Annotated in this window: 11 protein-coding genes; 8 read left to right on the top strand and 3 right to left on the bottom strand. The window is 72.4% G+C overall.

The genetic code is table 11. The annotated features are described in order from the left end of the window. Positions 1–42 precede the first annotated feature (42 nt). The 5 genes from MRQ36_RS29080 (at position 43) to MRQ36_RS29100 (ending at position 7,935) form a co-directional block, all read left to right on the top strand. The gene (locus MRQ36_RS29080) at positions 43–2,895 is read left to right on the top strand and encodes a carbohydrate-binding protein (protein WP_242801436.1); all 2,853 of its coding nucleotides are present in this window, start codon (positions 43–45) and stop codon (positions 2,893–2,895) included. A gap of 63 nt (positions 2,896–2,958) precedes the next feature. Then, positions 2,959–5,064, top strand: a complete 2,106-nt coding sequence (locus tag MRQ36_RS29085; protein WP_242799936.1) for a ThuA domain-containing protein — start codon at positions 2,959–2,961, stop codon at positions 5,062–5,064. 234 nt (positions 5,065–5,298) lie between these two features. Beyond that, positions 5,299–6,312, top strand: coding sequence for a sugar phosphate isomerase/epimerase (locus MRQ36_RS29090; RefSeq protein WP_242799937.1), 1,014 nt, complete (start codon positions 5,299–5,301; stop codon positions 6,310–6,312). 127 nt (positions 6,313–6,439) lie between these two features. After that, on the top strand, positions 6,440–7,150 hold the full coding sequence (locus tag MRQ36_RS29095) for a DNA polymerase beta superfamily protein (protein WP_374250888.1): 711 nt from the start codon (positions 6,440–6,442) through the stop codon (positions 7,148–7,150). Further along, complete coding sequence (locus MRQ36_RS29100) at positions 7,147–7,935, top strand: DNA polymerase beta superfamily protein (RefSeq protein WP_242799938.1); 789 nt, start codon at positions 7,147–7,149, stop codon at positions 7,933–7,935. Before MRQ36_RS29095 ends, MRQ36_RS29100 begins: the two co-directional genes overlap by 4 nt. A gap of 3 nt (positions 7,936–7,938) precedes the next feature. Here the strand turns inward: MRQ36_RS29100 and MRQ36_RS29105 are convergent, their stop codons facing one another. Next, positions 7,939–8,694: a GAF and ANTAR domain-containing protein gene (locus MRQ36_RS29105; protein WP_242799939.1), complete on the bottom strand. Its 756-nt coding sequence runs from the start codon at positions 8,692–8,694 to the stop codon at positions 7,939–7,941. Between the two features lie 240 nt (positions 8,695–8,934). Between MRQ36_RS29105 and MRQ36_RS29110 the strand changes: the two genes are divergently transcribed. The 3 genes from MRQ36_RS29110 (at position 8,935) to MRQ36_RS29120 (ending at position 11,215) form a co-directional block, all read left to right on the top strand. After that, positions 8,935–9,297: an STAS domain-containing protein gene (locus tag MRQ36_RS29110; protein WP_242799940.1), complete on the top strand. Its 363-nt coding sequence runs from the start codon at positions 8,935–8,937 to the stop codon at positions 9,295–9,297. 133 nt (positions 9,298–9,430) lie between these two features. Beyond that, positions 9,431–10,360: a diacylglycerol kinase family protein gene (locus MRQ36_RS29115; RefSeq protein ID WP_242799941.1), complete on the top strand. Its 930-nt coding sequence runs from the start codon at positions 9,431–9,433 to the stop codon at positions 10,358–10,360. Positions 10,361–10,432: 72 nt separating this feature from the next. Then, the gene (locus tag MRQ36_RS29120; protein ID WP_242799942.1) at positions 10,433–11,215 is read left to right on the top strand and encodes a BTAD domain-containing putative transcriptional regulator; all 783 of its coding nucleotides are present in this window, start codon (positions 10,433–10,435) and stop codon (positions 11,213–11,215) included. A 10-nt stretch (positions 11,216–11,225) separates the two neighbouring features. On the opposite strand, the gene MRQ36_RS29125 is transcribed toward MRQ36_RS29120, so the two are convergent. Together MRQ36_RS29125 and MRQ36_RS29130 are read right to left on the bottom strand one after the other, a co-directional pair. Further along, the gene (locus tag MRQ36_RS29125; RefSeq protein WP_242799943.1) at positions 11,226–13,307 is read right to left on the bottom strand and encodes a tetratricopeptide repeat protein; all 2,082 of its coding nucleotides are present in this window, start codon (positions 13,305–13,307) and stop codon (positions 11,226–11,228) included. A 14-nt stretch (positions 13,308–13,321) separates the two neighbouring features. Next, positions 13,322–14,533, bottom strand: coding sequence for a hypothetical protein (locus MRQ36_RS29130; protein WP_242799944.1), 1,212 nt, complete (start codon positions 14,531–14,533; stop codon positions 13,322–13,324). Between the last annotated feature and the right edge of the window lie 34 nt (positions 14,534–14,567).

Consider the following 14,567-nt stretch of genomic DNA (forward strand, 5'->3'; position numbering starts at 1 on the left):
ACCCTGGCAGTCGCTCGTCAGGAAGGGACAGCCAACATGTCCATGGACACCCCCACCCACCGCCCCCGACGATGGTTCCCCGCCGCCTCGGCCCTGCTCCTGGTCGCCGCGGCCGGCACGGTCAGCCTGGCGGCCGGCCCGACCGCCCTCGGCGGTCCCGCCCCGGCCGCCGCCCACCCCATCACCGCCGCCGACTTCCAGCAGGTCGAACTGGCCCGCGGCGTCGCCGAGACCGGCGAGCCCATGTCCCTGGCCGTGCTGCCGGACCGCTCCGTCCTGCACACCGCCCGCAACGGCACGCTGCGCCGCACCGACGCCGCCGGCACCACCACCGTGATCGGCACCCTCGCCGTCTACACCCACGACGAGGAGGGCCTGCAGGGCGTCGGGGTGGACCCCAACTTCGCCACCAACCGCAACATCTACCTGTACTACGCCCCGCCGCTGTCCACCCCGACCGGCGACGCCCCGGCCACCGGCACCGACTTCTCCGCCTGGCAGGGCGTCAACCGGCTCTCCCGGTTCACCCTGAACGCCGACTTCACCGTCAACCAGGCCAGCCGGGTCGACGTGCTCGACGTGCCCGCCAGCCGGGGCATCTGCTGCCACGTCGGCGGGGACATCGATTTCGACGCCGCCGGCAACCTCTACCTGTCCACCGGTGACGACACCAACCCGTTCGACTCCGCCGGCTACGCGCCGCTCGACGAACGGACCAACCGCAACCCCGCCTACGACGCGCAGCGCAGCGCCGGCAACACGAACGACCTGCGCGGCAAGATCCTCCGGATCAAGGTGAACGCCGACGGGTCGTACGCGATCCCCAGCGGCAACCTCTTCCCGGTCGGCACCGCGAAGACCCGCCCCGAGATCTACGCGATGGGCTTCCGCAACCCGTTCCGGATGAGCGTCGACAAGGCCACCGGCATCGTCTACGTCGGCGACTACGGACCGGACGCCGGCAGCAGCTCCACCCGCGGACCCTCCGGACAGGTCGAGTTCGACCGCGTCACGGGGCCCGGCAACTACGGCTGGCCGTACTGCACCGGCACCAACACCACCGCCGAGACGTACGCCGAGTGGGACTTCGCCGCCGGCACCGCCGGCGCCAAGTTCAACTGCACCGGCGGCCCCACCAACAACTCGTTCCGCAACACCGGCCAGACCACCCTGCCACCGGCCGAGCCGGCCTGGATCCGGTACGGTGGCGACGCCGGCAGCCCACCCGAATTCGGCGGCGGCTCCGAGTCCCCGATGGGCGGCCCGGTCTACCGCTACGACGCCGCGTCCACCTCCACCACCAAGTTCCCGCAGTCCTTCGACGGACAGTTCTTCGCCACGGAGTTCGGCCGCGGCTGGATCAAGCCGATCCACGTCAACGCCGACGGCTCACCGGGCACCATCGACGCGTTCCCGTGGACCGGCAAGCAGGTGATGGACTCGGCGTTCGGGCCGGACGGGTCGTACTACGTGCTCGACTACGGCACCGGGTACTTCAACGGCGACGCCAACTCGGCGCTGTACCGCTTCGACTACATCGGCTCCGGCAACCGGGCCCCGATCGCCCGGGCGGCAGCAGACCGCACCTCCGGCACCGCCCCGCTGGCCGTGAACTTCTCGTCGGCCGGGTCGGCGGACCCGGAGGGCGGCGCGCTGAGCTACTCGTGGGCGTTCGGCGACGGCACCAGCTCGACGGCCGCGAACCCGGCGCACACCTACACCGCGAACGGCAGCTACACCGCCACCCTCACGGTCCGCGACCCGCAGGGCGCCACCGGCAATGCCAGCGTGGTGGTCACCGTGGGCAACACCGCCCCGACGGTCACCGTGAACACCCCCGGCAACGGCCAGCTCTTCTCGTACGGCGACACGGTGCCCTTCTCGATCACCGTCACCGACCCGGAGGACGGCACGATCGACTGCGCAAAGGTCAAGATGACCTACGTGCTCGGGCACGACCAGCACGGCCACCAGATCACCTCGGTGAACGGCTGCGCCGGCTCGATCGCCATCCCGGTCGACGGGGAGCACGACGACGCGGCGAACATCTTCGCCATCTTCGACGCCGAGTACACCGACTCCGGCGGCCTGACCACGCACACCCAGCAGACCCTGCAACCGCGGCACCGGCAGGCCGAGCACTTCAAGACCTCGTCCGGCGTCAACACCTTCGACAAGGCGCCCGCCGAGGGCGGCAAGACCGTCGGTGACATCAGCAACGGGGACTGGATCGCGTTCACCCCGTACCAGTTGGGCAACGTCACCTCGTTCAGCGCCCGGGTCTCCTCGGCCGGGGCCGGCGGCACCATCCAGGTGCGGGCCGGCTCGGCCACCGGCACGGTGCTCGGCTCCGCCACGGTGCCGGTCACCGGGGCCTGGGACTCCTTCACCACGGTCACCGGCGCGATCTCCGGGGCGCCGGCCGGCACCACCACCCTCTACCTGACCTTCGCCGGCGGCGCCGGGGCGCTGTTCGACGTCGACTCGTTCACCTTCACCACCGGCGCGAGCGTGCGCACCGGCCCGGTGAAGGGGCTGGCCGGCAAGTGCCTGGACGTGCGGAACGCGGCCACCGCCGACGGCACCCAGGTGCAGCTCTACACCTGCAACGGCACCGGCGCGCAGACCTGGACGGTCACCCCGAACTCCACGGTGAAGGCGTTGGGCAAGTGTCTGGACGTCTCCGGCGCCGCCACCGCCGACGGGACGAAGATCCAGCTGTGGACCTGCAACGGCACCGGCGCGCAGAACTGGTCCGCCCAGGCCGACGGCACGCTGCGCAACCCCGCGTCCGGCAAGTGCCTGGACGTTGCCGGCAACAACTCCGCCGACAGCACCCCGGTCCACCTGTGGACCTGCACCGGTGCCGCCAACCAGAAGTGGATCCTGCCGTAACCGAGTGACCGTGCGGGGGCCCGCCGGCCGGGCCCCCGCACACCCGAGAGGGGAACCCCCACCATGCGCAGACTCCTGCGACCCGCCCTCGGCGCGGCCACCGCCGTCCTCGCCGCCGTCGCCTGCACCGTCCCCGCCAGCCCGGCGGCCGCCGCCGACGCCCCGTACGACGTGCTGGTCTTCTCCAAGACCGCCGGCTTCCGGCACGACTCCATCGCGGTCGGCACCCAGACCATCCGCGACCTGGGCGCGGCCAACAACTTCACCGTCACCGCCACCGAGGACGCCACCGCGTTCACCACCGCGAACCTCGCCCGCTACGAGGCGGTGGTCTTCCTCAACACCACCGGCGACGTGCTCGACCCGACCCAGCAGACCGCCTTCGAGTCCTACGTCACCGGCGGCGGCGGCTTCGTGGGCGTGCACTCCGCCGCCGACACCGAGTACGACTGGCCGTTCTACGGCAACCTGGTCGGCGCCTGGTTCGCCTCGCACCCCGCCATCCAGCAGGCGAACGTCAAGGTCGAGGACCGGGCGCACGCGGCCACCGCGCACCTGCCGCAGACCTGGACCCGCACCGACGAGTGGTACAACTACCGCACCAACGCCCGCGCCACCGCGCACGTGCTGGCCAGCCTGGACGAGTCTTCGTACACCGGCGGGTCGATGAGCGGCGACCACCCGCACGCCTGGTGCAAGACGGTCAGCGGCGGCCGGTCCTTCTACACCGGCGGCGGCCACACCCAGGCGTCCTACGCCGACCCGGCGTTCCGCGCCCACCTGCTCGGCGGCATCCGGTACGCGGCCGGCCGCACGAAGGCCGACTGCCGCCCGGAGACCGGGTACCGCGCCCTCTACAACGGCTCCACCACCGGCTGGTCGCAGGCCGGGCCGGGCGGCTTCACCAACGCCGACGCCACGCTGAGCTCCTTCGGCGGGATGGGCCTGTTCTGGTACAGCGCGCAGCAGTTCACCAGCTACTCGCTCAAGCTGGACTGGAAGCTCGCGGGTGACGACAACTCCGGCGTGTTCATCGGCTTCCCGCCGTCGACCGACCCGAACTCAGCGGTCAACAACGGCTACGAGGTGCAGATCGACGCCACCGACACTCCCGACCGCACCACCGGCGCGGTCTACGGGTTCAAGTCCGCCGACCTGGCCGCCCGGGACGCGGCGCTGAACCCGCCGGGGGAGTGGAACACCTACGAGCTGCTGGTCGAGGGGGAGCGGCTCCAGGTCTTCCTCAACGGCCGGAAGATCAACGACTTCACCAACACCGACCCGGCCCGCTCGCTCGCCGGGCACATCGGCATCCAGAACCACGGTACGGGCGACGACGCGTCGTTCCGCAACATCCGGATCAGGGAACTCGGAGGTACGCCCACCGGCGACACCACCGTGCAGGCCGAGGCGTACAGCTCCGCCAGCGGGGTCACCCCGTTCACCAAGGCCGGCGCCAACGGCGGACAGACCCTCGGCTACATCGACCCGGGTGACTGGTCGGCGTACCGGGGGCTGGACCTGACCGGGGTGACCTCGGTCAAGGCCCGGGTGGTCTCCGGCGGCCCCGGCGGTACCGTCCAGGTACGCACCGGCTCCACCACCGGCACGATCCTCGGCTCGGTCGCGGTGCCCAACACCGGCAGCTGGACCACCTACGCCGACGTCGGCACCAGCCTCGCCGGGGTGCCCGCCGGCACCCAGGACCTCTACCTCACCTACACCGGCACCGGCACCGGGCTCTTCGACATCGACGACTTCACCCTCGTCCGCGGCACCACCCCGACGGGTACCGGTCCGATCAAGGGGCTGGCGGGCAAGTGCCTCGACGTCCGTAACGCGGCCACCGCCGATGGCACCCAGGTGCAGCTCTACACCTGCAACGGCAGCGGTGCGCAGACCTGGACGGTCACCCCGAACTCCACGGTGAAGGCGTTGGGCAAGTGCCTGGACGTCTCCGGGGGCGGCTCGGTCGACGGGACGAAGATCCAGCTGTGGACCTGCAACGGCACCGGAGCGCAGAGCTGGTCCGCGCAGGCGGACGGCACCGTCCGTAACCCGCAGTCCGGCAAGTGCCTGGATGTGGCCGGCAACAACTCCGCCGACAGCACTCCGGTGCAGCTGTGGACCTGCACCGCCGCCGCCAACCAGAAGTGGACCCTGCCCTGACCGGGGACGTGGCGCGCCGTTGAGGCCGGGACCGGTGCGGAGACTTCCGCGCCGGCCCGGACCGCCCTACAGTGGGGGACGGCGACCCGTGCGGTGACCGGTGACCCGACGGGAGGCGCAAACCCGTCCGGCCCAGGTGCCTCCGTGCACCCACCGGTGCTCCGCGCTGCCCGCCGCGCCGGCCCCTCGCCCCGGTCCGATCAGGAATCCCCATCACGACAGGGGAGACAGACCATGGCGCGACCGATCACGCTCTTCACCGGACAGTGGGCCGACCTTCCGTTCGACGAGGTCTGCCGGCTGGCCGCCGGGTGGGGCTACGACGGGCTGGAGATCGCCTGCTGGGGCGACCACTTCGAGGTCGACAAGGCGCTGGCCGACGACTCGTACGTCGACCGGAAGCGGGAGACCCTGGCCAAGCACGACCTGAAGGTCTACGCCATCTCCAACCACCTCGTCGGTCAGGCCGTCTGCGACCACCCGATCGACGAGCGGCACCGGGACATCCTGCCGGGACGGATCTGGGGCGACGGTGAACCGGAGGGTGTCCGCCGCCGCGCCGCGGCAGAGATGAAGGACACCGCGCGGGCGGCGGCGAAGCTCGGGGTGGAGACGGTGGTCGGCTTCACCGGCTCGTCGATCTGGCACACCCTGGCGATGTTCCCGCCCGTGCCACCGGCGATGATCGAGCGCGGCTACGCCGACTTCGCCGACCGGTGGAACCCGATCCTCGACGTCTTCGACTCGGAAGGGGTGCGGTTCGCCCACGAGGTCCACCCCAGCGAAATCGCGTACGACTACTGGACCACGAAGCGGACCCTGGAGGCGATCGGGCACCGGCCGGCGTTCGGGCTGAACTGGGATCCGTCGCACTTCGTCTGGCAGGACCTGGACCCGGTGAACTTCATCTTCGACTTCGCCGACCGGATCTACCACGTCGACTGCAAGGACGCGAAGGTACGCACCGGCGACGGGCGGCGCGGCCGGCTCTCGTCCCACCTGCCCTGGGCGGACCTGCGTCGGGGCTGGGACTTCGTCTCCACCGGGCACGGCGACGTGCCGTGGGAGGACTGCTTCCGCGCCCTGAACGCGATCGGCTACGCCGGGCCGATCTCCATCGAATGGGAGGACGCCGGAATGGACCGGCTGGTCGGCGCGCCGGAGGCGCTGGAGTTCGTCCGCCGGCTGGCGTTCGACGCGCCGTCAGCCGCGTTCGACGCCGCGTTCAGCAGCGGCCGGGACGGGTAGTAGGCCGCGGGCCGGTCGCCCCGCGGCGACCGGCCCGACGACGACCAACTGCCACGCATCGGGTCGTGCCTGCTCCGCGCCCGAATCACACCTGCGCCGCCGGCGCCCGGTTGAGTAGGGTGCGGCGGTGACCTACCGCGAACCCGACAAGGCGCTGGACCGTCTGGTCGACGACCGGACGATCCTCCAGGTCGTCGTGGGTTCCCACGCGTTCGGCCTGGCCGGTCCCGGCTCCGACACCGACCGGCGCGGGGTGTACGCGCTGCCCGCCGCCGCCTTCTGGGGCTTGACCAAACCGGCGAAGCACCACGAGGGCCCGCTGCCGGAGCAGCTGCGGTGGGAGGTGGAGCGGGTCTGCGTCCTCGGCCTGGCGGCGAACCCGAACGTGCTGGAGGTGCTGCACTCCCCGCTGGTGGAGACCTGCACACCCGTCGGCGCCGAGCTGCGCGCGCTCGCCCCGGCGTTCCTGTCCCGGCGGGTGGCCGACACCTACCTCGGCTATGCGGCCGCGCAGTTCGCCAAGGCCGAGCGGGGCATCGCCCGCTCCGGTACGCCGACCTGGCGGCACGTCGTACACCTGCTGCGGCTGCTGGCCGCGGGCGGCCACCTGGTGCGGACGGGGGAGTTGGTGCTGGACGTCGGCGCGGACCGGGACCGCCTGCTCGCGGTGAAGGCCGGCCGGCTGCCGTGGGCGGAGGTCGCCGCCTGGCGGGACCGGCTGGTCGCCGCGCTGGTGCGGGACCTGGACGCCAGCCCGCTGCCGGAGCATCCCGACGAGGAACGGGTGGACCAGTGGTTGATCTCGGTACGACGCCGGTCGGTGGAGGAGATGGCATGAACCCGCTCGACGCGGCCGGCCTGCCGGCCGGTCTCGACCTCGCGGCCGTGGTCGCCGAGCAGCCGTACCCGCTGGTGTTCGCCACCGTCTCCGGCGCCCACCTCTACGGCTTCCCCTCCGTCGACTCCGACGTGGACCTGCGCGGCGTGCACCTGCTGCCGGTGGCGCAGCTGATCGGGCTCGGCGAGCCGGCGGAGACCCGTACGGTGATGGCGGACCGGGACGACGTGGAGATGGATCTCGTCACGCACGACCTGCGCAAGTTCGTCCGGCTGATGCTGCGCCGCAACGGCTATGTGCTGGAACAGCTCCTGTCCCCGCTGGTGGTGCACCGCACGCCGACGTACGCGGCGCTGGTCGACCTGGCGCCGCGGGTGCTCACCCGGCACCACGGCCACCACTACCGGGGCTTCGCCGCCACCCAGCGACGACTGTTCGACGGCACCGGACAGCTCAAGCCGCTGCTGTACACCTTCCGGGCCCTGCTGACCGGCATCCACCTGCTGCGTACCGGGCGGGTGCAGGCGCACCTGCCGACTCTGCTGGCGGCGGAACGGACGCCGACCTATCTGCCCGAGTTGATCGCGGCCAAGCGCACGGCCGAACACGGCGACCTCGGCGACCTGGTTTCCCGCGACGTCCTCGACCGGGACCTGCGGCGCCTGGCCGAACGGCTCGACGAGGCGCAGCAGGACACCCGACTGCCCGAGCAGCCGTCCGCGATCGCCGAACTCGACGCGCTCGTCGTCGACGCCCGGCTGGCCGCGTGCGGGGCCGCACGATAGGGCTCAGTGCTGCTGGCGGGGGATGACGAAGCCCGGAGCCGGCTGCGGGGACTCGCCGGTGACCTGCGTGATGATCTCCGCCGCGACGTCGCGCAGTTTGCGGTTGCGGTGCTGCGACGCCTGCCGCAGCAGGGCGAACGCCTCCGCGGCGGTGCACCGCTGCTGACCCATCAGCACCCCGAGTGCCTGGTCGATGATGCTGCGGGAGGCCATCGCGTCGGTGAGTTGCTGGTGCACGAGCGCCTGGTCGGCCTGGCGGAGGAGGACGCCCAGCGCCGCCGCCGCCTGGTCGGCGAACGCCGTGGCCTGCCGGCGCGTCCGGTCGGTGAAGGCGGCGGAGCGGGTGGCATACAGGTTCAGTGCGCCGACCGTCTCCCCGTCGATCGTCATCGGCAGCGACAGCGAGCTGACGATGCCGAGCCGCAGGGCGTGCTGCCGGTACCGGGGCCAGCGCGCGTCCCGGCCCAGGTCGTCGACCTCGACGACGTGTCCTCGGCGTAGCGCCTCGAGGCAGGGTCCCTCGTCGGCCCCGTACTGGATCTCGTCGCCCCGCGCGGCCAGCTCGCCGCTGCTGGCGACGGTGAACGCGCCGCCGTCGCGGCGCATGGTCAGCCCGCAGGCGTCGGCGGAGGCGGCGACCTCCGTCGCGACCCGGACGACCTGGTCGAGGAACACGTCGACCTGCGGCGAGTCGGCGAGCAGGGCCAACAACCTGCCGTACGCCGAGGCGAGGTGCGTCTGGGCAGCATGGGACACCACTGCTACCTCCTGGAAAGGGAGTGTCCGTTTCGTCGAAGAGGACGCACCGGCCTGGCTCGTTCCGGGCAGGCCGGCGGAATCCATCGCCGACACGCGTACACCGGCGAGAAGGGAGGTGCGATCCGGGCGGTACCCGGCTAGGGTCAGGGTGGGTTCGGACATGAGCCCAGGACCAGTGCCGCCCACCGACGGTGGGCCGAGCGCCGACCCGGTCCCGACGTCCTCGCCGAGGAGCCGTTCATGTCCGTGCATCAGGCACCGCCCGGGGCGGTGCAACAAGACGACAGACCGTCACTCCTGGCCCTCGCGCTCGCCCACGAGGGCGAGGCGGCGGTCGTGGCCGTCCAGGGTCCGCTGGACATGGACACCGTCGGCCTGCTCGTCGACCTGGTGGACAGTGTGCTGGCGGGCCAGCCACCGCCGGTGCTGGTCCTCGACCTCAGCGCGGTGGACTTCTTCGGCGCGGCCGGGATCACGGCGTTGCTGACGGCACGCCAGCGGGTGAGCGAGCGCGGCTGCCTGCTGGTGCTGCGCAGACCGTCCCGGATCACCGCCGCCGTGCTCGAACTGGTCGGCCTGGGGCAGGAGTTCATCACCGACTGACCTCCCTTCCCCGCCGCGTCCGTGCGGTCGTGTCCGTTTCCGATCCGCACTGGTACCCGGCAGTTGATCAACCTAAACCGATGCGCCGGTCACACCCGGGGCTCCCGGGGGCGCGGCGATAGGGTCGGGCCTCATGCGGACGAAGCAGGAATTGGGCGCGGCCATCCGGCGGGACCGTCGGGCCGCGCTCGTCGTGAACGCGCACTCCCGCCGGGGCCGCCGGCTCTACGACGACGCCCGGTCCCGGCTGGTCGCGGCCGGTTTCACCCTGCTCGGCAGCTATCCGGTCGACCGGCCCGGTGAGCTGGAACAGCGCCTCGCCGACGCCACCGACCTCGGGCCGGACCTGCTGGTCGCGGGCGGCGGCGACGGCACCATCGGCACCGCCGCTCGGCTGCTCGCCCACCGGGACGTCGCGCTCGGCCTGCTGCCGCTGGGCACCACCAACAACTTCGCCCGGACCGTCGGCATCCCGCTCGACTTGGACGCCGCCGTCGCGGTGCTCACCGACGGCAAGGTGATCGACGTCGACCTCGGCCTGGTCGGCGACACCCGGTTCACCAACCACGTCGGCATCGGGCTCTCCGCCGACGTGATGCTCGCCGCGCCGCCGCGGCTCAAACGGATCACCGGGCGGCTCGCGTACCCGCTCACCGCCGTGGGGCTGCTGCGCCGGCACCGGCCGCTGCGGGTCACCGTCCGCGCCGAGGGGCGGCAGCACACGTTCGTCACCCACCAGGTGTACGTCGCCAACGGCGGCTTCCACGCCGGCCGGCCGATCACCGCCGACGCGAATGCCGACGACCGGCTGCTGGTGGCGTACCCGGTGGGCGGCCCGACCCGCCGCGGCCTGCTGCGCGAGACGGCCCGCAACGCGGCGAGCGGCCGCCGCCGTACGCTCCGCGACGAACCGTTCCTCGCCGTGCGGCAACTATGGGTGGAGACCGACCGGCCGGCCCGGGTCGAGGTCGACGGCGAGCCGTACGGCGAGACCCCGATCCGGATCGGGCTGGACCCCAACGCGCTGCGCATCATGGCCGCCGCCGGCAGCCCCGACCACTGACGGTGTGAAGCCTCGGCGATGCCGCACAAAAGAAGAAGTTCCACCGGCCCGCCCGGCCGATAACGTAACGGCATGCGTCAATACGTAGGAGTAGTTGACGAGCTGGGTCAGGCGGTGCGCTACCGGGTGCTGGACGCGGTGGCGGTACGAGCCGCCGACGGCACCTGGCGGGAAGCGCCGACAGCCAAGCAGCGCACCTTGCTGGCCAGCCTGCTGATGCGCGGCAACGAGTGGGTCAGCGTCAGCCGGCTGATCGAGATGGTCTGGGCCGGGCAACCACCCCGCTCGGCACCGGGCAACCTCAAGACCTACGTGTGGCGGCTGCGGTCCCTGCTGGTCGATGCCGGACACGGCAGTGACCGGCTGGAGAGCCGGCCCGGCGGCTACCGGCTGCTCGTCGAGCCCGGTGCACTGGACCTGCACGTCTTCCAGGAGCTGGCCGACCAGGGCCGGCAGGCGCTGGCCGCCGGGGAATCGGCGGACGCCCGCCGGCTGCTCGCCACCGCGCTGTCACTGGCACCGGCCGAGCCGGTCGACGACAGGGCGGAGGAGATGGCGGCGATGGACAAGGCGCACCTGCACGAGCTGGTGCGCGGCACCCACGCCCTCCTGGTCGAGGCGGACCTCGCGGCCGGCCGGCCGGACAACGCCATCACGCTGCTCCGCCGCCTCGTCGCCGACCAGCCGCTGGTCGAGCAGTGGTGGGCGATGCTGATCCGGGCGCTCGTCCTGGCCGGCCGGCGCTCAGAGGCGATCACCGCGTACCAGCGGGTGTGCCGGCTGCTCGACCGGCAGCTGGGACTGACCCCCGGAGCGCTGCTGCGCGACGCGTACGGTCGGGCCCTCGTCGGATGAACGGCGGGCCTCACCGACCGGCGACCACGCTCAGCGCCCGGGCGCATTCGGCCTGCTCCCGGCGGATCTCCTCGTCAGCCGGGTCCAGCTCGGCCGCCCGGGTCAGATCGACCAGGGCGTCGTCGTGCCGGCCGAGCGCCCGGTACGCGGTGGCCCGGTTGTAGCGCAGCGCCGCGTCGTCGCCGACGGCCAACGCCCGGTCCAGGTGGCCGACCGCGGCCAGCGGGTCACCCGCGTCGAAGGCCAGCGCCGCCAGACCGGACCAGGCAGCGGTCGCCGCCTGGTCCACCGCCAACGCCTGCCGGTACGACTGCGCCGCCTCGGCGGCCCTGCCCTCCTCGGCCTGGAGCTGGCCGCGCAGGCAGAGCAGGTGCGGATTGGCGCCGTCGAGGGCCAGACCGGCGTCCAGATCGGCGCGCAGCGCGGCGGCGTCGTCCAGCACGGCGTACAGGCTGGCCCGGTTGACCAGCGCGTCCACATTGGTCGGTTCGAGCTCCAGCACGTAGCACAGGTCGGCCAGCGCGGCGTCGAGGTCACCGAGGCCGGTCAACACGTCGGCCCGGTTGTAGTGCGCCTCCGGGAACGGCGGGCTCAACCGGATCGCTTCGGCGTAGCCGGCCAGCGCCTCGTCGTCGCGGCCCAGCCGGTGCAGCAGGTTCGCCCGGTCGAAGTGGTACTCGGGATGGTTGGGGTCATCCGCGATCACCGCGGTGAAGTCGACCAACGCCTCCTCGAGCCGGCCCAGTGCGGCCAGCACCTGGGCCCGGTTGTGCAGCAGCACCGAGCGGTGCAGCCGGTGCTCGTCGGCGCCCAACTCCTTGTCCAGACGATCCAGGCCCGCGGCGACCAGGTCCAGCGCGCCCGGCAGGTTGCCCAGGTGCATCTCGATGAGGGCCAGCCCGTTCTGCTGGAAGACCGTCGAGAAGCTGCGGTCGGTACCCTCCGGCTGCAGGCTCGCGATCGCGATCGCCTGGTTGATCCAGGCCCGGGCGCGCAGGTGGTCGCGGTGATCCGGGTCCCGGTGCCGGGTGTAGATCATCGCAGTGGCGTACGCGGCCTGGCGGTGGATGATCGGATTGACGCTCAGCGACCGGGCCTCGTCGTACAACCCCTCGGCCTCCTCGGGCCGGCCCAGCGCCGACAGCGAGGTGGTCATCTTGGTGGTGAACGCCCACCACGCGCCCTCCCGGGCGGCCCGGTCGACGACCGCCCGGCCACGCCGGCCGAGGTCCAGGGTGGCGTGGTAGAAGCCCATGTCCACGCAGTAGTTCAGCGCCTCCAGCAGTGCCCTGGCGCCGGTCTCGGCCGGGTCACCGGCCCGTTCCAGGTGGTAGGGCACCGCGCCCAGCTTCGGCGACTGCAGCCCGGTGGCGAGCAGCTGCTCGGCCCGCTCGGCGTGCAGCCGGCACCGGGCGGCGGGGTCCAGGTCGGCGTAGGCGGCCAACAGGGCCGGGTCGTCGGCGCAGCAGTCGGAGTCCACGTACGCCCGGGCCGGGTCGGCCGGCGGCGAACCGGGGAAGGGGACCGGCGGCGCCTCGCGCCGCTCCGCGTACCGGCCCAGGTCGGCGGCCAGGTCGTCGTCGAGCGGCCCGATACCGCTGCCGACGACCACGGTGAGCAGATCGGGATCGACCCGGCGCAGCAGGACCGAGACGAACTCCGCGTCGGTCGGGTCGGCCTCGTCCAGACGGTCCAGCACCAGGATGCGGCGCGGACCGCCCAAGGCGCGGGCGTGCTCGCGCAGCAGTTCGGCGAGACCGTGCGAGAGCCGCAGCGTGCGGACCCGGGAGTAGAACCGGGTCCGCTCGGCCGGCACCGCCAGGGAGGTGAGCGTCTCCCGCGAGGCCGGCACCAGCGACCGCAGATCCGGGGCGACCGACAGCACCTCGATGTCGTGCCGGCGCACCAGCTCCGGCGTGGTCGCGAGCATCTCCGGCACGAGCGCCGTGAACAGCGCGTTCGCCGCGGTGTAGGGCCCGAACCGGCGCCGGTGTGCGTCGACCGGCTCCGCCAGCGGAACGGCCGGCAGAGCGCGGGCGGCAGCCAGGCGCTGGTGCGCGTGGTCGCCGGTGATCCACAGGTGCTGCGCCATCGTGCGCGCTCCTCTCACTGGGCCAGGTGACGGACGTCGGCGGCGGAGCGTCGCTGCCGACGGTTGCGCAGCATCAGCACGCCGACCAGCACGAGCTGACCGACGGTGACGGTGAGGAAGATCAGCGAGTCGGCGATCCCGGAGATGCCATGACTCTGGTGCAACAGTCGGGTGCCGGCCATGCCGACGGTGCGGACCGTGGTCGGTACGACCGCCAGCGCCAGCACGCCGAGCGAGACCGCGTACCCGATCAGGAGGAGCCAGGAGTACCAGCGGGCCACCTCCCGGTCCCGCGGGTGCAGCCCGGACTCGTCGACCGGGGGACGCCCGAGCAGGCGGCGCGCCCGGTTGCCGAGCACCCGACGGGCAGCGCCCTGCAGGTCGTGGCAGCCGAGCACCGTGGTCACCACGCCGTACAGGTCGGTGCGCAGATAGAAGGCGAACTGCCAGGCGAAGCGGAGCACGGTCAGGAAGGCCAGGGCCAGGCAGAACCCGCCCAGCCGCGTCGGCGCGCCGTCCGGGCGCAGGGTGACCGCGGCGGCCAGCGTCAGCACCGAGACCAGCAGCAGGTCGGCCAGCATGCCGGCGAGCATCGGCAGGTAACGCTGCCGGCGCGGCACCACCACCAGACCGTCCAGGCTCGTCTCGAAGGTGAGGAAGTGCAGCCGGTGGCTGATCCGGAGGGTGGAGCGCAGACCGAGCCGACGTCCCGCCAGGGCGTGGAAGCTCTCGTGCACCAGGATCAGCGGGATCTGGCCGAGAAAGACGGTCAACGCCAGCGCCGTGACGTAGTCGGTGTAGAAGAGGTTGTCCGTGTGCGGGATCAGCCGCGGCCGGTCCACCATCACCGCGACCGCGCCGGCCAGCAGCACCGCGTACAGGATCCAGGCGGGCCGGGAGAAGAGCCAGCGCCCCAGCCGCTGCCAGCGCACCGGCCCGGGAGCGGCGGCCGGCTCGACGTCGCCGACCAGGAAGTCCAGCTCCGACAGCACCCCCAGGAACTCCTCCAGGTCGACCTGCTCGCCGTACGTCTCGGCGTACCAGTTGGCGGCCTCGGCCGGTGGCATCCCGCCGGCGATCCGCCGGAGCAGCTCGGCACCGTCCGGCGGGAACACCCCGAACGAGTCGACGTCGGTACGACCGACGACGACGTCGTCCCCGTCGGGCAGATAGGTCAGCGGATGCACGCGCAGCGGCTGGCGCAGCGTGGACGGAACGGTGGTCATGGCGGCCTTCCCCGACGGTGGGGCCGGGGCCCGG

This window comes from Micromonospora sp. R77, assembly GCF_022747945.1.
Taxonomy (GTDB): domain Bacteria; phylum Actinomycetota; class Actinomycetes; order Mycobacteriales; family Micromonosporaceae; genus Micromonospora.

Excerpts from the sequence above, each read along its gene's own strand:
- MRQ36_RS29130 (WP_242799944.1), bottom strand. The coding sequence starts at position 14,533 with ATGACCACCGTTCCGTCCACGCTGCGCCAGCCGCTGCGCGTGCATCCG.
- MRQ36_RS29080 (WP_242801436.1), top strand. The coding sequence starts at position 43 with ATGGACACCCCCACCCACCGCCCCCGACGATGGTTCCCCGCCGCCTCG.
- MRQ36_RS29125 (WP_242799943.1), bottom strand. The coding sequence starts at position 13,307 with ATGGCGCAGCACCTGTGGATCACCGGCGACCACGCGCACCAGCGCCTG.
- MRQ36_RS29115 (WP_242799941.1), top strand. The coding sequence starts at position 9,431 with ATGCGGACGAAGCAGGAATTGGGCGCGGCCATCCGGCGGGACCGTCGG.
- MRQ36_RS29100 (WP_242799938.1), top strand. The coding sequence starts at position 7,147 with ATGAACCCGCTCGACGCGGCCGGCCTGCCGGCCGGTCTCGACCTCGCG.
- MRQ36_RS29110 (WP_242799940.1), top strand. The coding sequence starts at position 8,935 with ATGTCCGTGCATCAGGCACCGCCCGGGGCGGTGCAACAAGACGACAGA.
- MRQ36_RS29090 (WP_242799937.1), top strand. The coding sequence starts at position 5,299 with ATGGCGCGACCGATCACGCTCTTCACCGGACAGTGGGCCGACCTTCCG.
- MRQ36_RS29085 (WP_242799936.1), top strand. The coding sequence starts at position 2,959 with ATGCGCAGACTCCTGCGACCCGCCCTCGGCGCGGCCACCGCCGTCCTC.
- MRQ36_RS29120 (WP_242799942.1), top strand. The coding sequence starts at position 10,433 with ATGCGTCAATACGTAGGAGTAGTTGACGAGCTGGGTCAGGCGGTGCGC.